Origin of the sequence: Pseudomonas sp. HLS-6, assembly GCF_002753995.1 — a bacterium.
Taxonomy (GTDB): Bacteria; Pseudomonadota; Gammaproteobacteria; order Pseudomonadales; family Pseudomonadaceae; genus Aquipseudomonas; species Aquipseudomonas defluvii.
Genome location: NZ_CP024478.1, coordinates 2,162,399 through 2,181,068, shown reverse-complemented (window position 1 = coordinate 2,181,068; position 18,670 = coordinate 2,162,399). Strand labels below are relative to the sequence as shown.

Annotated in this window: 16 protein-coding genes; 13 read left to right on the top strand and 3 right to left on the bottom strand. The window is 61.0% G+C overall.

The genetic code is table 11. From position 1 onward, the window contains the following. Position 1: 1 nt before the first annotated feature. Positions 2–640, bottom strand: coding sequence for a UvrY/SirA/GacA family response regulator transcription factor (gene uvrY, locus CS390_RS10250; protein ID WP_099774263.1), 639 nt, complete (start codon positions 638–640; stop codon positions 2–4). Between the two features lie 79 nt (positions 641–719). Next, a complete protein-coding gene (locus CS390_RS10245) occupies positions 720–1,085 on the bottom strand; it encodes a helix-turn-helix domain-containing protein (RefSeq protein ID WP_099774262.1) in 366 nt (121 codons plus the stop codon). Between the two features lie 664 nt (positions 1,086–1,749). On the opposite strand from CS390_RS10245, the gene CS390_RS10240 reads away from it, so the two are divergent. The 11 genes from CS390_RS10240 (at position 1,750) to CS390_RS10190 (ending at position 16,040) form a co-directional block, all read left to right on the top strand. Next, positions 1,750–3,057: a nucleotide sugar dehydrogenase gene (locus CS390_RS10240; protein ID WP_099774261.1), complete on the top strand. Its 1,308-nt coding sequence runs from the start codon at positions 1,750–1,752 to the stop codon at positions 3,055–3,057. Between the two features lie 171 nt (positions 3,058–3,228). Continuing rightward, the gene (locus tag CS390_RS10235) at positions 3,229–4,722 is read left to right on the top strand and encodes a glycosyltransferase (protein ID WP_371918260.1); all 1,494 of its coding nucleotides are present in this window, start codon (positions 3,229–3,231) and stop codon (positions 4,720–4,722) included. A 15-nt stretch (positions 4,723–4,737) separates the two neighbouring features. Beyond that, a complete protein-coding gene (locus tag CS390_RS10230) occupies positions 4,738–5,886 on the top strand; it encodes a PilZ domain-containing protein (protein WP_099774259.1) in 1,149 nt (382 codons plus the stop codon). A 10-nt stretch (positions 5,887–5,896) separates the two neighbouring features. Next, positions 5,897–7,342 carry a tetratricopeptide repeat protein gene (locus tag CS390_RS10225; RefSeq protein ID WP_099774258.1) on the top strand — a complete coding sequence of 482 codons (1,446 nt, stop codon included), beginning with the start codon at positions 5,897–5,899 and terminating at the stop codon, positions 7,340–7,342. Then, entirely contained in the window at positions 7,339–8,796 is a 1,458-nt protein-coding gene (locus CS390_RS10220; RefSeq protein ID WP_099774257.1) for an alginate export family protein, read from the top strand. The genes CS390_RS10225 and CS390_RS10220 overlap by 4 nt, the downstream gene beginning before the upstream one ends. Positions 8,797–8,810: 14 nt before the next feature. Further along, positions 8,811–10,238 (top strand): MBOAT family protein, encoded by a 1,428-nt coding sequence (locus tag CS390_RS10215; RefSeq protein ID WP_099774256.1) that lies wholly within the window; start codon positions 8,811–8,813, stop codon positions 10,236–10,238. A gap of 9 nt (positions 10,239–10,247) precedes the next feature. After that, complete coding sequence (locus CS390_RS10210; RefSeq protein ID WP_099774255.1) at positions 10,248–11,342, top strand: alginate O-acetyltransferase; 1,095 nt, start codon at positions 10,248–10,250, stop codon at positions 11,340–11,342. Positions 11,343–11,354: 12 nt separating this feature from the next. Then, positions 11,355–12,008, top strand: coding sequence for an alginate O-acetyltransferase AlgF (locus tag CS390_RS10205; protein ID WP_099774254.1), 654 nt, complete (start codon positions 11,355–11,357; stop codon positions 12,006–12,008). 41 nt (positions 12,009–12,049) lie between these two features. Beyond that, entirely contained in the window at positions 12,050–13,453 is a 1,404-nt protein-coding gene (locus tag CS390_RS10200; protein ID WP_065760784.1) for an alginate biosynthesis protein AlgX, read from the top strand. Then, a complete protein-coding gene (locus tag CS390_RS10195) occupies positions 13,444–14,559 on the top strand; it encodes a polysaccharide lyase (protein ID WP_065760783.1) in 1,116 nt (371 codons plus the stop codon). The genes CS390_RS10200 and CS390_RS10195 overlap by 10 nt, the downstream gene beginning before the upstream one ends. Before the next feature lie 17 nt (positions 14,560–14,576). Next, positions 14,577–16,040, top strand: a complete 1,464-nt coding sequence (locus CS390_RS10190) for a right-handed parallel beta-helix repeat-containing protein (protein WP_099774253.1) — start codon at positions 14,577–14,579, stop codon at positions 16,038–16,040. Here CS390_RS10190 and CS390_RS10185 read toward each other — a convergent pair. Next, positions 16,015–16,461 carry an N-acetyltransferase gene (locus CS390_RS10185; protein WP_099774252.1) on the bottom strand — a complete coding sequence of 149 codons (447 nt, stop codon included), beginning with the start codon at positions 16,459–16,461 and terminating at the stop codon, positions 16,015–16,017. The genes CS390_RS10190 and CS390_RS10185 overlap by 26 nt on opposite strands. Before the next feature lie 213 nt (positions 16,462–16,674). Here CS390_RS10185 and CS390_RS10180 point away from each other — a divergent pair, with 213 nt between their 5' ends. Together CS390_RS10180 and CS390_RS10175 are read left to right on the top strand one after the other, a co-directional pair. Continuing rightward, positions 16,675–18,273 carry an inorganic phosphate transporter gene (locus CS390_RS10180; RefSeq protein ID WP_099774251.1) on the top strand — a complete coding sequence of 533 codons (1,599 nt, stop codon included), beginning with the start codon at positions 16,675–16,677 and terminating at the stop codon, positions 18,271–18,273. A 48-nt stretch (positions 18,274–18,321) separates the two neighbouring features. Next, a complete protein-coding gene (locus tag CS390_RS10175) occupies positions 18,322–18,666 on the top strand; it encodes a hypothetical protein (protein WP_099774250.1) in 345 nt (114 codons plus the stop codon). Positions 18,667–18,670 lie beyond the last annotated feature (4 nt).

Sequence of the window (18,670 nt, the reverse complement as noted above, 5' to 3'; positions counted from 1 at the left end):
TTCAGAGATTGGCGTCGACCATGCCATGGCGAACCGCCAGCAACGTCAGTTCGACGTCGCTGGTGACCGAAAGCTTTTCAAAGATACGGTAACGGTACGTGTTCACGGTTTTCGGCGACAAGCACAGCTTGTCGGAAATGATCTGTACCTTCTGGCAACCGACGATCATCAGCGCGATCTGGATCTCTCGTTCGGACAACGCGTCGAAAGGCGAACCCTGCGGCTGGAACGGCTTGAGTGCAAGCTGCTGGGCGATCTGTGGGCTGATATAACGCTGCCCGGCAAACACCAGGCGTATGGCCTGAACCATTTCATCCAGCCCGGCGCCCTTGGTCAGGTAGCCCGCAGCTCCAGCCTGCAGCAAACGCGTCGGGAACGGGTCCTCTTCACAGACCGTTACCGCCACCACTTTCACATCAGGGTGGCTACGCAGCAGCTTGCGGGTGGCTTCCAGGCCGCCGATCCCCGGCATCTTGACGTCCATCAGGACGACATCCGGCTTCAACTCACGCGCGACCTTCAATGAAGCCTCGCCCGAATCCGCCTCGCCGACCACCTGAAGACCGTCGATATCAGCCAGCATTCGGGTAATGCCTGTACGCACCAGATCGTGATCATCGACCACCAGGACCCTAATCAAGCTGACACCTCGCGTTACGGTCTTAAATTGGATCCCGCCACTCTAACAAAAAACCCGGCACGAATCCTAACGGAAAGCGTCACGATACCGACGTCAATTTCCTTACACCCACAGCGGGCCGCTGCATCCCCCTGGACAGGCTGTGAAGCAATTGCACCACAGCCTCCTGATCGGCCTGCGGCAACGTTCGATAGCAATCGAGCAACTGGCTTTCAGCAGACGACAAGCCCTTGGCCGTCACCGGAGTATGCACCCCGGTGAGCACATACAAGGCATCGACACCGCGCCCTGCCACAGCGGCCAGATAGTCCAGCTTGGGCGTTCGCTCACCACTCTCGTATTTGCCCTGAGCATTGGGCTCGACACCACCGATGTCGCCAAAAGCACGCTGAGTCAGCCCAAGCCGCTCTCTTTCTTCCCTGATACGCGAACCGATTCCAGTCATCTGAATACAAAATCCCTTACACGACACCCCCAAGGGGGGCTCCCTGAAAATAACAATAGGTAATGAAGCGCTGCTGAACTATGCACGCGATGCAGCGTGCAACACAAGCCAGCCCGTGACAGCCCGACATGACGCCACTCATTCCCACACACCGTTAGTGTTTGAACATTAATTCTGGCAACGCAGAAGTTCCCTATCACAGCGGTATTACAGAGTATTGAATGTTATCGAAGTTAGCTGCAGCGGCCCACCACACACTATAAAAAACACATGAACTGCGCGCACTGACACTGCGCGAGCGCACGCGCCAAAAAATGAACACACCTCAATGTTTCAGGCCAAAAAAACGCCTTAAGCAGACATTTTGACGCCAACAAACCACCACAAAAAAGCTTTCAATTTTTTGACGCCCAACTTACATCAAACTTTAAGTTATTGATTTTTAACAGTTTTTTAAAGTTAATCGATTTAATTTGACCACTTATCAACTTTGTAGGCACTCGCCACTTGCAAGTATTAAAAGTCGTCTTATAGGATGTAAAAAAGACAGAAAAACCGCCTGCGCAATACAACTTCGCGCTGTCTGTCAGCGTGCGCCTGCCGCCCTATAAACATGTCTAACTAACGATCCCGGATCAGTCGATGAACCGGGAGAGAGGGAACTATGCATATCAGTATTTTTGGATTGGGTTATGTTGGGGCTGTCTGTGCCGGTTGCCTTTCGGCACGCGGACATCAGGTGATCGGTGTCGATATCTCCGAGGCCAAGATCGAGATGATCAACAAGGGCCAATCACCCATCGTTGAACCTGGCCTTGAGGCATTGCTGCAGGAGGGCCTGCGCAAAGGGCTGCTGCGTGGCACCACCGATGTTCAGACCGCAGTACTGGAAACCGACCTGTCCCTACTCTGCGTTGGTACCCCGAGCAAGAAGAACGGCGACCTGGACCTGGTCTACATGGAGGCTGTGTGTCGCCAGATCGGTGAAGCGCTGCGTGACAAGCCCTCGCGGCACACCGTTGTGGTACGTAGCACCGTGCTGCCCGGCACGGTGAAGAATGTGGTGATCCCCCTGCTTGAAGCCTCGTCCGGCAAACGTGCCGGCGTCGACTTCGGCGTCGCGGTGAACCCGGAGTTCCTCCGCGAAAGTACGGCGATCAACGACTACGACTTTCCGGCGATGACCGTCATCGGTGAGCTCGACAGCCAGTCTGGCGAGCTGCTGCAATCGCTCTACGAGGGCCTGGACGCACCGGTGATTCGCAAGTCGATCGAAGTCGCCGAAATGATCAAGTACACCTGCAACGTCTGGCATGCGACCAAGGTCAGCTTCGCCAATGAGATCGGTAACATTGCCAAGGCCTCGGGCGTCGACGGCCGTGAAGTGATGGATGTGGTCTGCCAGGACCACAAACTCAACCTGTCACGCTATTACCTGCGCCCCGGCTTTGCCTTCGGTGGCTCATGCCTGCCCAAGGATGTTCGCGCCCTCACCTACCGCGCCGGCCAACTGGACGTCGAGCATCCACTGCTTGCCTCGATCATGGCCAGTAACCGCAGCCAGGTGCAGAACGCATTCGACCTGGTGACCGGTTTCGACAAGCGTCGTGTCGGCCTGCTCGGCTTGAGCTTCAAGGCTGGCAGTGACGACCTGCGCGAGAGCCCGCTGGTAGAGCTGGCCGAAATGCTGATCGGCAAAGGTTATGACCTGCGCATCTACGACGCCAACGTGGAGTACGCACGGGTATTCGGCGCCAACCGCGATTACATCGAAGGGAAAATCCCGCACGTCTCCTCACTGCTCTGCAACGACTTGCAACAGGTCATCGACGACTCGGACGTGATCGTGCTCGGCAACAACGACAACCGTTTCGCCCTGGCGCTGGAGCGCAACGACAACAAGCAGATCGTCGATCTGGTCGGCTTCATGCCGCACACCAGTGACGCCTCCCGTGAAGGGATCTGCTGGTAAGCCTGAACGCTCCACCAAGAGAGCAGCCGGCACCCGCCATACATGACCTGCCATCGTCTGCCCGCCTCGCGGGCCGGCGACGTGCAGCCGTGTCGCCGGCAGGCGCCGCCACCATCAAGGAGAGACGAACACATGGAACGACAGTCAGGCCAACCTGCGAGTCACTCAGGCATGCTCAGGGCAAGCGCACGCTTCTGCGCCTGGGCATGCCTGTTCGGCTTGGTCGCGCTGGCCTCGGAAATGGTTGCACCGCAGTACCTGGACCCCAGTCACCACCTGTTCATTTTCATCATCGGCACCCTGGGCATGTGGCGCTATGGCAACGCCATTGTCCATTACCTGCGCGGCATGTACTTCCTGCACTGGAAGTTTCCACGTATTCGCAAGGCCGTCGAGCGCATGGGCGATGCAGCGCTACCAGCCCACATGTTCATGGTGGTCACCAGTTTCCGTATCCCGACCCATACCACCTTCAAGGTCTACCAGTCGGTATTCCAGGAAGTGCAGCGGCTCAAGGTACCGTGCACGATCATCGCCTCGATCGTCGAGAAAGGCGACGAGCACTTCATCAAGGACATCATGCGTAACGAGGTCCAGGGCCGCGATGACATCAAGCTGGTTATCGTCCGCGCCCGCGGCACCGGCAAGCGTGATGGTCTGGCGCATGCCTTTCGCGCACTGTCGCGGCAGATGCCCATGGAAGACTCGGTGGTCGGCGTGGTCGATGGCGACACCATGATGCTGCCCGGCTGTGTCGAACGTGCGGTCAAGCTGTTTGCCTACCTGCCCAATGTCGGTGGCCTGACCACCAACGAGTTCTGCGAGGTCGAAGGCAGCCGCCTGATGCGCGAATGGCACTCGATGCGTTTTGTCCAACGGCACATCAACATGTGCTCGATGGCCCTGTCGCACCGCGTGCTGACCCTGACCGGACGGCTGTCGTTCTTCCGTGCCAGTGTGATGACCGACCCCGAGTTCATCAAGGATGTCGAAGCCGACTTCCTCGAACACTGGCGCCTGGGCCGCTTCCAGTTCCTCACCGGTGACGACAAGTCATCCTGGTTGAGCCTGATGCGCGCTGGCTGGGACACCTTCTATGTGCCCGACAGTAACACCCTGACTGTGGAGCATCCGCCAGACAACAGCTTCTGGCGCGCAACCCGGCAGTTGATGTTCCGCTGGTACGGCAACTCGCTGCGGCAGAACTTCCGCGCCACCCACCTGCTCGGGCGAGCGCGACTGGGGCTGTTCACCCTGTATGTGCTGCTGGATCAGCGGGTATCGATGTGGACATGCCTGATGGGCCTGACTGCATCGGTGGTGGCAGGCCTGGTGTTCGGCATCCAGTACCTGCTGGTGTACCTGTTCTGGGTGCTGCTGTCGCGCACCCTGGTCACGGTGATGTTCCTGTTTGCCGGGCACCCGGTCAGCCCGGTGTACCCGTTCGTTCTTTATTACAACCAGATCGTCGGCTCGGTGATGAAGGTTTACGCAATGTTCCACATGGACCAACAGCGCTGGACCCGACAAAAAACCACATTAAGCAACGGCAGCGTCAACTTCGATGCAGCCCTGAACCGCTGGTCCTCCAAAGCGATGCTGTGTTCCTCCATCGCGATCTTCTTCGGGGTCATCTCGGTTCTTCTCGAACTCACGCAACGTTAAGGAAAGGCGCCTGTCATGAGTAGCTCCAGCACCCCAACAGTACCGGCCAATGTGGTCCATGAAGCGATCGACGAACGTCAGTACGTGCGCACCAAACTCAATGCCCGGGTCCTGCTCAGCGCAACGGGCCAACCCTCATTCGAGAGCACGCTGCAGGACATTTCCCTGGGCGGTATCGGCCTGGTTCATGCAGACCCGCTGAAGATCGGCAGCCTGTACAACGCCTCGATCAAGCTGCGACTGAATCAGATCGACCTGAATATCGACAGCAAGGTCAAGATCGTGTCCCAGCGCGGCCAGGAGGTCGGCGCACAGTTCGTCGACCTCGATACCCAGAAGCGCGACATCCTGCGCTACATCATCACCGCCTACATGTCCGGCGAAATCGCCGACATCAATGGCCTGTTCAACGTGATGCAACGCGAGAACTACATCAAGGAACGCAAGCACACCTATGCCAGCGCGCGTTCGGCCGGCGACCGCCTCAAGGCCATGACCGGCACCCTGCTGTACACCGCCGCCGGGATCGCTGCACTGAGTTTTGTTGCCTACAAGAGCTACCTGCTACTGTTTCGCATCCCGGCGCTGCAAGCCCAGGTGTCGGCCAATGCCCAGGTCATCAGCATGCCCGACAACGGCTATGTGAAGTTCCTGCTGCAACCGGGGCAGACCGAGGTCAAGGCCGGCGAGCCGGTAGCGAGCATTTCAACGCAACTGGCGACCAGCTTTACCAGCCCGGCCGACATGAAGGCAGTCGCCGACCTGTCGCCCGGCGACCTGCAAACCCTGCTCGGTCGCGCCACCATCGAAACCGTGATCAACAGCCCGTGCGACTGCCAGGTGTACTTCCCAAGCAAGCCATTGGACGGCTTCGGCTACAAGCAGGCGCCACTCATGCACCTGCTGCCGAAAAACGAAGACCTGTTCGTCACCGCCAACGTGCCGTTCGACAAGCTCGCCGACATGTCCCGGGTGACCTCGGTCGACCTGCAGGTGTTCGGCCTCGACGAGCGCTTCACCGGCACGGTGGTGGACTCGCGGGTGGATGAGCTGAACAAGAACCTGGCCCTGACGATCCGTCCGGACACGCGCTTGCCAGCCCAGGCCTATCTGAAACCGGTGTCAGTAGACCTGTTCCTCGGTCTGCCGTCGCTGTCGCGCTAAGGGCCGAGCGATGAAACCGATGACGCCCACCTGGTTGCTGCTCGGCGCCCTGGCCTGCACTGCCCCGGCGTTGGCCGGGCAGAGCCTGGAGCAAATCCGCTATGCGCTGTACAAAGACCCCAGCGCTGAGGTCACGGCTGATCTGCGCGTGCTGGCCGAGCGTGGTGACCTGGCGTCCAAGCTGTTGCTGGGCGACCTGTTGTCGAGCAGTGAAGGTGCCAGCCGCCAGGAAGTGATTCGTCTGTACCGCGAAGCCTTTGCCGACGGGCGCGGGCTGGTCCCGGCGCTGGCTTCACTGGCGCGCCTGCTCGACCGCAGCCCGAGCCTGCGCCAGGGCCAGCGCGCCTGGGTTGAACAGGCGCTGACGCGCTACCCGAGCAACCTCGATCCGCGTAATGCCAGCACAACCCTGGAAGTGTTCCTGGTGTACCCGGAACTGGTGCCAACCGATGAAGCGGCGCAAGTGCTTGGCCTGTACGAGCAGTCGTGCCTGCTCAACTGCCGCCCTGCGTTGTACCGCGCCGTTCTGGCCGAGCGCCAGGGCGATCGTGCCGCGGCCGAGCGAGGCTATCAACAGGCGGTGCGGACTGACCTGCGGGCCATCGACCGCTATTACCGCTTCCTTGGCGAGGATCAGGACACGGCCTTCCCGGCCTTCGCCCGAACCCTGGAGGCCGAGCGGCCACAACTGCCGGTGGACATCGTTCACCGTATCGGTTCGTTGCTCGACAGCATTACCAGCGTGCGCCGCGCCGAACAGGACGCCGACCGCTACGAGCGCCAGGCCAATGGCATGGGCCCGGACAAAGCCCAACCGAGCCCACAGCAACTGGCCCAGGAAAAGGCCGAGGCCGAAGCCCTTGATCTTGCCACCGCCGAAGCACACCGCTGGCGTGACAACGCGGTGGAACGCGGCTTCGTCCCGGCGATGGTGTCCAAGGCCAACTACATGATTTCCAACCCGACCGAGCACAACGCCGAGGAAACCCAAAGCCTGATCGACCAGGTAAAGACCCGGGAGCCAACCCGGGCCAAGGCACTGCAAGCCTCGTTCTACATGGTCAACAACTGGCTCACCCTAGACCCGGACAAAGCCCGTGCGCTGATCGACGAACTGATCGCCAGCCACTACCCCGATGCCCAACTGCTGCTTGGCGAGTACTACAGCAAGGGCGTCGAGGACGAGCCCGACCAGGAAAAAGCCCTGGCGATTTTCCAGCAACAGGCACAAGACGGCTCCACCGCGGCCTGGTACCGCATGGCGACCCTGCATGCCTATGGCCGGGCGATCTGCCATGACCCGGTCAAGGCCTACACCTATGCACGGGTCGCGCTGGACCTGGGCGAAAACGGCGCCCGCAGCCTGCTCAAACGCCTGGAAAAAACCCTGAAAAAGGATGACATCGAACGCGCCCTGGTGGCCCGTAACGATCTGTTGAAGGAGGCTACCCTGTGAAAGCGCACCATTCCCTGTTCGGCGCCCTGCTCGCCCTGACCCCTGTTTACGCAGCCTTGGCCGCCGAAGAAATCACCGGCCCGGAAGCCGACAGCAGTGAACCGGTAAGGGTTGCCGCCAACGATGGCAGCGAGCCGGTGATTACCTCCGAGTTCTTCAACAAGCTCACCGTGCAAACCGGCTACGGCCCGGAAAACTCCCAGGTCGGTCGCAGTCGCGAGATGTTCTACAGCCTGCGCTACGAGCCCTCGTTCGCCTGGTACTCACCGGAAAAACGCTGGGCCAAGTGGCAGGTCTACGGCCGCCTGTGGCTGGACTATGACTCCAGCCAGGCAATCAGTGTGCAGAATGAAAACGCCAACAGCTTCGACCGCGAGCAGCCCGAAGGCTGGTACGCCGAACTGCGCGAGCTCTACGTCAAACGCAACCTGCTGGGTGACGACCCGCGTTTTTCACTGTCGGCAGGCCGCCAGCGCTACTTTGACGACTACGGGATCTGGTGGGATGACAGCCTTGAGTCGTTGCGTTTCAACTACAACGACACCTTCTCCCATGGCTTCCTCGCCGTGGCGCAGAAGTTCTACAACTACAACAGTGACGTCAACACCCTGGCCGACAGCGAAGAACGCACCACCTACCTGATGGGTGAGTATGCCTACCGCTGGAGCGAGCGTAACTGGGCGGGCGTACGCCTGATGCATGAGGACGACCACAGCGGCCACGACCCTGAAGACCGCTACGACTTCAAGGGCATGCGCTACGGGCTGTTCTTCAAGGCCGATGACTTGCAGGTCAGCCCGCTGTTCAGCGACTACCACCTGGAGCTGGCCGGGCTCGACGGCGAGATCGACAACACCGATGGCAATGGCAATACCAGCACCGGCAACAATACCCGTGGCTGGGCGGCACTGGGCGAGATTGGCAAGCGCTTCCACGACCTGCCCTGGACCCCACGCCTGGCATTGCGCGGCGGCCTGACCGACAAGCCCAGCGATGATAACGACGGCTTTCGCCTGAACACCATCCAGTCTGACCGTATCACCCGACAAGGCTCCTACAGCACCCGCCTGACCAGTTCGTTCGTCAGCCTGGACCTGCGCAACCTCAGTTACTACGGCTTTGCCCTGGAAACCCAGCCAACCCCACGCAGCGCCCTGGACCTGAGGCTCACCGAGCTCAAGCTGCGCGACGCCGAAGGCACCCTGCCGATCCGCATCGACGGTGATCAGCGCAGTGCGCGTAATCAGGCCATCACCCAAGGCAGCCATACCGGTGGCAAGACCGTCGGGCAGATGCTCGACCTGAACTACTACTGGAAAATGTTTCCCGTGGCCATCGACGGCAAACACCTGGACGTCAACACCCTGGTCAGCGCCAGCTACCTGAATGCAGGTAACGCGCTGGACACCGGCGATGACTATCAGCTGACGCTCGGCGTCGTGATCAGCTACTAAGGACGGGCCCCGAGATGATCTTCGCTTCCAACGTCTTTCTGTTCCTCTACCTGCCGCTGTTCCTGGCCGTGTACTTCCTTGCCCGGCCGCAGTGGCGTTCAACGGTGATCGTGGCCGCCAGCTACATCTTCTACGCCTGGTGGCGCCCGGACTTTCTGCTGCTGTTCGTCGCCATCACCTACTGGAACTACTGGTTCGGCCTGCGCATCAAGGCACGCCTGGATGCCGGCGACAAACGCTGGGCGTTTCGCCTGTTGTGGATCGGTATCATCGGCAACCTTTCGACCTTGGGCTACTTCAAGTACGCCAACTTCGGCGCCGAAGTGCTGGCCGCCCTGCTCGCACCGCTGGGCATCAATACCTTTACCCTGGAGACGATTTTCCTGCCGCTGGGCATCTCCTTCTATGTGTTCCATGCCCTGAGCTACATCGTCGACATTTACCGCAAGGACGCCACGCCGACCAACAACTTCATCGACTTTGCCGCGTTCGTTGCATTGTTCCCTCACCTGGTTGCCGGGCCGATCCTGCGTTACAGCCAATTGGCCCCACAACTGCGCCAGCGGACCCATTCGCTGGAGCTGTTCTCGCTGGGCGTGTGCCGGTTCATGCTCGGTTTCATCATGAAAGTGCTGATCGCCGACCAACTGGCGCCGATCAACGTGCTGTTCGTCAGCGAAGGCACCCTGCAATTGAGCGATGCCTGGTTCGGCCTGGTGGTCTCGACCCTGCAGCTGTACTTCGACTTTGCTGGCTACAGCCATATGGCCCTGGGCCTGGCCCTGATGATGGGCTTTCGTTTTCCGGAGAACTTCAACCAGCCCTACGTCTCGCAGAGCATCACCGAGTTCTGGGCCCGCTGGCACATGACCCTGGCGCACTTCCTGCGTGACTACGTGTACATGCCGCTGGTACGCAAACGCATTGCCGGTGCCCTGCCCGCATTGGTCTACACCATGCTGCTGTCGGGCCTGTGGCACGGTGCCAGCTTCGCGTTCATCTGCTGGGGGCTGTTCTTCGGTTTCGGCATGGTGATCGAGCGCAAATTCGACCTGGCGACCAAGATCACCACGCCCTACCACCTGGGCCGCAACCTGCGCACGGCGTTGTTGATCATCCTCAGCATGCCGCTGTTTTTCACCAACGACCTGCGCCATAGCCTGGCCATCTACCAGGCACTGTTCGGCTTCAACGGCCTCGGCTCACTGGAGCTTTACGTCCTCGGCGCGTCGAAGATGGCCATGTCCTTTGCCGCGGTGGCGCTGTGCTGGCTGATCCTGGCCGGGAGCAACAACGTGCGCTACTACGCCGGCAACAAGGAGCACTACTTCATGCGCCACGTCGGCGGCCTCAAGGCCGTGCTGCTGTGGTGCGGGTTCGGCCTGGCGCTGAGCAGCCTGGCGGCGCATTCCTTCTCGCCCTTCTTGTACTTCCAGTTCTAGGAGACTGCCATGTACCCGGTGTTCAACTCGGCAAGCAAGGTCAACGGCATTCTGTTCTGCCTGGTGTTGGCGGGCATGTTCATCTACTCGCTACCGCCCGTCTTCAGTTTCGCAAAAAACCAGAGCGACGCCTGGACGCTGTTCGTCGATGGCAAGTTGCTGCGCAAGTTCGAGCAAGCCTACGACAAGCGTTTCTTCCTGCGCGAACCCTCGGTAGCCCTGTGGGCCAACGCCCAGTACCAACTGTTTGGCGAAGGCACCAAAGGTGTGGTGCTGGGCAAGGACGGCTGGCTCTACACCAACCAGGAGTACCGCGTACCCAACGACCTGGACGCCAACATTGAGGGGCAACTGGCACAGATTGCCGCGGTCGAGCAGCAACTCAAACAGCACAACAAGCAGCTGATCGTACTGCCGTTGCCCATGAAGCTGGACATCTATGCGGCCCACACCCAACACCCCTTCGACCCGCGTGTGGTGAGCCTGTATGACCGTTTCGTCGGCCAGCTTCAGGCACGACAAATCGTCGTCACACCGGTGCGTTCAAGCTTTCTGCAGCACCTGGAAGGGCCGGAACTGTTCCTCAAGTCCGACACCCACTGGAGCCCGGAAGGCGCCCGCCTGGCCGCTTATGAACTGGCCCGCCAACGGCCTGAGTTGCTCGGTGACGAACGTTACGTGTCGAACAAGGTGGCGGAAAAAATCGTCAAGGGCGATTTGATGAACTACATCCAGTTCGGGCAAAGCCCCCTGGCTCCGCAGTTCGGTGCCAATTCGATCGCTGTCTACGAAACCCTCAAGGCCAGTCAGAACGCCGATGAGCTGTTCGCCGAGGAGCACCAGAGCCTGCTGCTGGTCGGCACCAGCTACAGCAAGATCGATGACTGGAACTTCGTCGGTTTCCTCAAGGAAGCACTGAACCGCGACCTGCTCAGTGTCGCCGTCGAGGCCCGCGGGCCATTCGAGGCCATGAGCCAATTCCTGCAGAGCGACCAACTGGCCAATCCCCAGATCGACACCGTGGTCTGGGAGTTCCCGCTGCGCACCCTGCTTGCCCACCGGATCGGTTCACTGAGCCGCCCCGCCCAGCCCCAACACTTTTAAAGGAAGATCCCCATGACCCGTACCTTGCAGCAGTTCCTGGCCGCCAGCGCTCTGGCCCTTGGCGTACTCAACGCGCCGATTGTTATCGCCGCCGAAGGCAACGCCGACCTGTATGACGCCGTGGCCCCGGCCGACTCGGCCTTTGTTCGGGTATTGAACCTGAGCAACAGCAACATCGAGGTGACCCTGAGCGGCAAGGTAACCCCGCAAAAGGTCGCCCCCGGGCAACTCAGCGGCTACCGTTTCACCCCTGCCGGTACACACAAGATCGCGGTCGGCAGCAAGTCGATCGAGCCGCAATTGATCAAGAACGCCGCCAGTACCGTGGTCTATGACGGCGAAAGCCTCACCCTGATTGCCGACAAGTACGTCAACGAACCGAAGAAGGCCCAGGTCGCTTTCTACAACCTGACGCCGGCCAAGGCGGCGTTGAAAACCGTCGACGGCAAGCACGTGATCATCGACCCGCTGGGCAAGGACCAGACCGGCAGCCGCATGGTCAACGAAATCAAGATCGGCTTCGCCGCCTATGTCGAGGAACAGAACGTGGCCAGGTTCGAGGAACTGTTCCTGAAGAAAGGTCGCTCCTACAGCTACGTGCTGCTGCCTCAAGGCAGCGGCTACCGCAGCCTGAGCCTGGCCAACAGCATTGACCCCAGCGAGTGAATGACCACTGCCCTTGTTCAACAGGATGATGAATCGCGCACATGAAGACTTTACTCCCCCTGGGCCTTGTCGCCGCCCTTGCCTGCTTCAGCCTGCCCGCCACGGCAACTGAAACCGGCAAACGTGCTGCCTGCGAGAGCCTTGAGTGCATGACCTGCCCCGCCCTGAGCGACCCGCAGAAGTACGCCGAAGGGCGCATGAAGCTGATGCGTGAAATTGTCCCGGGCAAAAACCGCTGGCTGTTCCGCTCGATGGTCGACCTGACCAACGATTTCGGTATCCCGGCGCCGATGCGTCCAGAGTTTGCCCGGCTGATGGCTGCGTTCCGCCAACAAGGTATCCATGTCGCCATGGCGATCCAGCCCACCCGTGGGCTGATGCACCGCGACAAGCTCTATCCCGACCAACTGCATGGCTTCGACTTCGCCCGGGCCAGCGGCAATCTGAGCAGCTACCTGCAACAGTTGCGCAGTGCCGGCGCAGTGGTACCCGACATGATGCAACTGGTGCACACCCCGCCCAAGGGCGAGTACTTCTTTCGTCGTGACCACCACTGGACCCCCAGTGGTGCCGAGGCAACTGCACGCTTGCTGGCCGACGAGGTGCGCCGGCAACCGTTCTATGCCGAACTGAGCAAAAAGCAGTACCGCACTGAACCTGGCGTCATGGTGCCCAAGGACGGCACCCTGAACCTGGCGATGAGCTATATCTGCGGCAACAACTATGGCTTCCAGTACGTGCGTGGCTACCAGACCATCCCCATGGCCGACGACGCCAACGCACTGTTCGACGAAGCACCGGACCCAGAGGTGATTCTGGTCGGTGACAGTAACTCGGCCGCGCGCGAGGACGAGAGCAAGCAGTTCAACTTCGACGGCTACCTCAAGCAGTACCTGGAAGTGGACATCCTCAACTACGCCCTGCCCGGCGTCGGCCAGGATGGCTCACTGCTGGAATACCTGCTCTCGGACAACTACAAGCCCAAGGCGCCGCCCAAGCTGATCATCTGGGAGTTGCCCGCCAACTATCAGCTAGAGTCCGAACCCATGTATCGGCAACTGATTCCGGCGATCAAAGGCGGTTGCTCGACCTCTACCGCAGTGCTCGGCAACCACGTGCAGCGCCCGGCCTTGAAGGTCAGTGACCGCATCGAGTTGCTCAGCAATGCCGGTGAGGCACGCAAGAACCTCAGCAGTGGCCAGGGCTTTCTCGACATCAAGATCAGCGACAAGAACGTCAAGGACTTCTACGTCATCGTCTATTACGACAACGGCGCCCGCGACAAGGTCTGGTTCCGCCGCGAAGCAGCCGTCACCGGCGGGCAGTACTACCTGGAACTGAGCAAGGCCAAGGAATTCGCCGGCGCCAACCTGCTCTCGGTGTTTCTTGAACCCACCAAACCCGGCACTGCTGCCACTGAAGTGGAAACCCGACTATGCCTGTAAAACGCTGGAGCGTCGCCGGGCTTGGCCTGTGCGCCGCGCTGCACCTGGGCAGTAGCCTGGCCGCCAGCTCGATCTGGCCGGCTCAGGCCACCGCGCAGTCGGCGATGATTGCCGACTACCGCAGCCTGGCCTGCAGTAAAGAGCCGCCACCGCCCTACACCGGCAACCTGCAACTGCAGAGCAAGTACGACCAGAGCGACGCCAGCAAATCGACCTTGCGCAGCGACCCGGACGCTGGCACGGAAAAGGTCGGCAAGCAGGTCAAAGCGTTCATCGGTGGGCTGATTTACGCCAACAAACGCTTCCTGCGGGCCAAAACCCCACAAGAAGCCAACATGGCCCTGGCCTGCCAGGACCAGTGGCTGGAGCGCTGGGCCCAGGCGGGCGCGCTGCTCAACCCCGACGCCAGCAGCACCGGCATGGCCGCACGTAAATGGGCGGTCGCCGCCATGGCCTCGAACCTGCTGCTGACCCAGGCGGCGAGCAATGGCAAGGTTAAGCTCTCGCCCGCCCAAAACACCTGGTTCGAGCGCCTTGGCGAGCTGGTCATCCGTGAGTACCAGCCGCGCCAGACGCCGGACTTCACCTGGTTCAACAACCATGACTATTGGGCCGCCTGGGCAGTCGCCGCGACCGGCATGCTGGTGCAGCGCGACGACTTCATCCAGTGGGCCGACGGCAACCTGCGCCGAGGCCTGCAGCAGGCCGTGCGCAGCAGCGACGGCAGCTATGCCTACCTGCCGCTGGAAGTGGCGCGCAGCAAGCTGGCCGCGACCTACAGCCAGTACGCCCTGGTGCCGTTGGTGCTGCTGGCCGAGTCGGCGCGGGCCAACCACCTGCCCTGGAGCAGCGAGGATCAGCAAACCCTGGAACTGCTGGCCAACTTTGCCGCGCGCAGCATCCTTGACCCCGGCAACCTGCCGGAACTCAAGGGCCAGTCACAGACCGATGTCGCGCCGTACAAGCTGGCCTGGTTGATCCCGTTCCTGCAACGCGCCCCGGACAACCGCCTGGCGCGTCAGCTGTATGACAGCGAAGACGGCGACGTCGACAACTACAGCCAGCTCGGCGGCCCGCTCAAGCCGTTATACCCCAAACTGCCGTAACCCAAGGACGAACCGCCATGGCCTTGTTTGCCCGTCACCTCTACCTTCCCTGCCTGGCGCTGTTGCTGGCTGGCAGCGCTCACGCCGCCAGCCAGAGCCTGCCGCTGCAGCAGTCACTCAGCACCGTTGCCACGGCAGCACACCAAGCACACCTGCAACAGCTGCAGGCCCAGGCCCGTGAGGCTGTGCAGATGCACATGCCTGAACGCCCGCGCCCTGCCGGACGCGGCAGTGTCAGCCTGCAACCAATGTTCTCTTCCCAGGGCGGTAGCTGGCCGTTCGAGCCGTTCGTCAACAACGGCCTGTTCCGTGCCATTGCCGGCTATCAGGCGCACCACCCCAACGCAGTCCTGATTCGCGGTGGCAGCGTCACCCTTGCGCAACTGCATGACGCCCTCAAGGACGAGCGCATCCTCAAACGCTACAAGGACGGCTACCTGCTCAGCTACCCACTGATGATCGCCAGCGACGGTGGCCTGGTGCTCGAAGGCACCAGCCTGTACCTGTACAGCTACTCCGGTACAGCGCTGATCAACCAGGGCTGGCTGGGCCTGAACCAGTCTCGCCTGGAGAGCGTCGCGGGCGACAAACCAGGCAGTACTGACCGGGCCTGGCGGCCGTTTGTGGTGGCCTGGGCTGGCAGCCACACCCAGGTGCTGAACTCGACCCTCAACCGCCTGGGCTACAACGCCAACCTGTCGCGTGGCCTGAGTACCGCCCTGAGCGTGCAGCAACCCGCCAACAGCCGACCGGCGACGCTGCTGGTGCGTAACAGCCAGTTCAACGAACTCAGTGCCGTAGAGCTGCAACATACCCTGGCCCAGTTCGACAGCAATCGCTTTGAGCACTCACAGCAATACGCCCTGGATATCCGCGACAGCCAGGCACTGATCAGCCAGAACCAGATCCGCGGCGTCGACAACAACAGCGCCATCCGCCTGCGTGGCAACACCCGGGCGCTGGTCGAGAGCAACCTGATCCTTGGCGCCAACAAGGCTGCCATCGAGGTCAGCGAACAACACGGTGCACTCGTACTGAGCCGCAACCGCATCGGCGCCAGCCGGGGCAACGGTATCCTGCTGCGCAGCCTGCAACCCACGGGCACTGCACCGTTGCTGATTGACGACAACCTGATCGGCAGCAGCCAGGGTAGCGCGATAGATGCCAGTGAAGTCGCCGCGGCAACGCTGATCAACAACCGTATTGGCAACACCCCGGAATATGCCGTCAGCCTGCGCAATGCCAGCGCCCTGCCCGGCCCGTTGATTCTTAGCGGCAACACCCTGGGCCAGGTCGGCAAGGCGGTGGTGCGGGTCGAAGGCTTGAGCCAGGTGGACCTGGGGCCTAACCGCTTCAACGGTACACCCCTGCTACAGAACCTGTTGATCGGCGATTTGCTGCCCGTACAGAGCCTGCTGCTCGACGCCACCCTGCGTCAGCACCAGGTGATTCGCGTCAGCCAGGTGGCTGCCGTGCAATAACGCGCTGCATGCGCACAAAGCAATCGTCCTCACCCACCGCTTCAAAGCCCCGGCGCCGGTACAACCCCTGCGCCGGGTTGCTCTTGAATACGGTCAGGCGCAACAACGGCAGGCGCCGCGCTGCCGCCCAGACCGCCAACTGCTCCAACGCCCAGGAGCCGACGCCCTGCCCCCGGGCGCTTGCAATCACCTGCAGCTCGCGAATGAACAGCGCCCGGGCATCCTGGCTCAGGCTGCAAAAACCCAGTAACTGCTCGCCCTCGACGATCAGCCATTGCTCACGCCAGGTCCAGGCTTGATCAAAGGCTTCATCCATCCACAGGAGGTCGTACTCCCGGTAATACGGCAGCATGTTGTCGCACGTCAGCGCGCGAGCAAAAGGCAAGTGCTGGTCAGTAGCGCGAATCAGTTGCAGGGTCATTAAACGATCAACCAAAAATGCCGGCCTTGCCGACGAAGGAATCAACAGCGTATCAGCGACTGTACGGACGCTGTGGACGATACAACGCTTGTCAGTAAAACGTACGCACTTCCAGGTTTACTTGATCAAGATCAGATCGTATTAACTATTTGTTTCTATGCTGGTCACGCAAGGCTCGTTCCTTCATGGCAAACGCTACCTGGACCCCTTCTCATGACCACCCCGACACTGGCGACACGCTCTGCACTTTCAAGCGTTAGCCAAACTCCCAGCCGCGCCACGCTGACCCTGTTTTTCTCCTTGTTGCTGGCCGGGTTGGTGTACACCGCCTGGAGCCTGTTTCGCGATGTCAGTGCCAGTGGCACGGTGATTACCACCTGGACACCCTTTGTCCTGCTGGGCGTAGCCCTGGTAATCGCTCTGGGGTTCGAATTCGTCAACGGTTTCCACGATACCGCCAACGCGGTGGCCACGGTCATCTATACCCATTCGCTCCCGGCCTCGTTCGCCGTGATCTGGTCGGGCTGCTGGAATTTCCTCGGCGTACTGTTCTCCAGTGGCGCAGTAGCCTTCGGTATCGTCGCGTTGCTGCCGGTGGAACTGATCCTGCAGGTCGGCTCGTCGGCCGGCTTTTCGATGGTCTTCGCCCTGCTACTGTCGGCGATTGTCTGGAACCTGGGAACCTGGTGGCTGGGGCTGCCGGCTTCATCGTCACACACCTTGATCGGCTCGATCATCGGCGTTGGCGTGGCCAATGCCCTGATGCACGGTCGCAACGGCACCAGCGGCATAGACTGGACCCAGGCCAGCAAGGTCGGCTACTCGTTGCTGTTGTCACCGGTGGTCGGTTTTGTCTGCGCGGCCTTGTTGCTGCTGACCTTGCGCCTGTTGGTCAAGCGCAAGGCGCTGTACCAGGCGCCCGTCGGCAACGCACCACCGCCCTGGTGGATTCGCGGGATGCTGATCCTGACCTGTACCGGTGTGTCCTTCGCCCATGGCTCCAACGACGGGCAAAAAGGCATGGGGCTGATCATGCTGATTCTGGTCGGAACCCTGCCGATGGCCTATGCACTGAACCGCACCATGCCCGCTGAACAATCCGTGCAATTCGCCTTCGTGGCCGAGGCCACCCAACAGGCGCTGGTGCGCACGGCGCCACAACCGGCCCCCGACGATCCGCGACAGACCCTGACCACCTTCATTCGCAGCCAGCAGGCAAATGCCGATCTGCTACCCGCCCTGGCCACGCTCGCCGGCCTGATTGGCCAAGAGGTCAAGGGATATGGCTCCTTTGCCGGCGTACCGGCCGAGGCCATGGCCAATGTGCGCAACGACATGTACCTGACCAGCGAAGCCATTCGCCTGATGGACAAGCAGAAGCTGATCCACTTTGATCCGGCGACCCAGGCCACCCTGCAAGACTTCAAACGGCAGATCGACGATGCCACGCACTACATTCCCCTCTGGGTGAAGGTTGCCGTGGCCATCGCCCTCGGGCTGGGCACCATGGTCGGTTGGCGGCGGATCGTGGTGACCGTCGGCGAGAAAATCGGCAAGACCCACCTGACCTACGCCCAGGGCGCCAGCGCCGAACTGGTCGCGATGTTCACCATTGGCGCGGCAGACCTATATGGCTTGCCCGTTTCGACCACCCATGTGCTGTCCTCTGGCGTGGCCGGCACCATGACCGCCAATGGCTCGGGCCTGCAGCTACGGACCATCGCCAACCTGCTGATGGCCTGGGTACTGACCCTGCCGGCGGCGATTCTGTTGTCGGGTAGCCTGTACTGGTTACTGCGCCAGGTGTTCTGAAACAGCAGCCATACTCAAGGCACCCTCGCCACCTCGCGGAGCCTTGCCATGGCTGAACTGCTGCGCCACATCTGCCGTCTGCTGGACAATGGGCTGAACAAGGACGTCTTCGACAACCTGCGCAACTTTCTCATGTGCTCACTGCTGCTGGCGGCGGGCAGCAGCACGCTCACCGGTGATGGCCAAGTGTATTTCGGCCTGTTCGCAGCGCACATGGCCGGCGTCGGGCTGATAGCGCTGGCCGTGTTTCTGATGCTGCTGAACATGGCCGACGGCCTGCGCAAGCTGTCCAAGGCCCGCCATCCACTGCTCCTGCAGGTCATCCTGTGCCTGGTCTACATGCTGTTGGCGGTGCGTGTGGTAGAGATTGTCTGGGAGTTTCGTGCGACCTGAACCT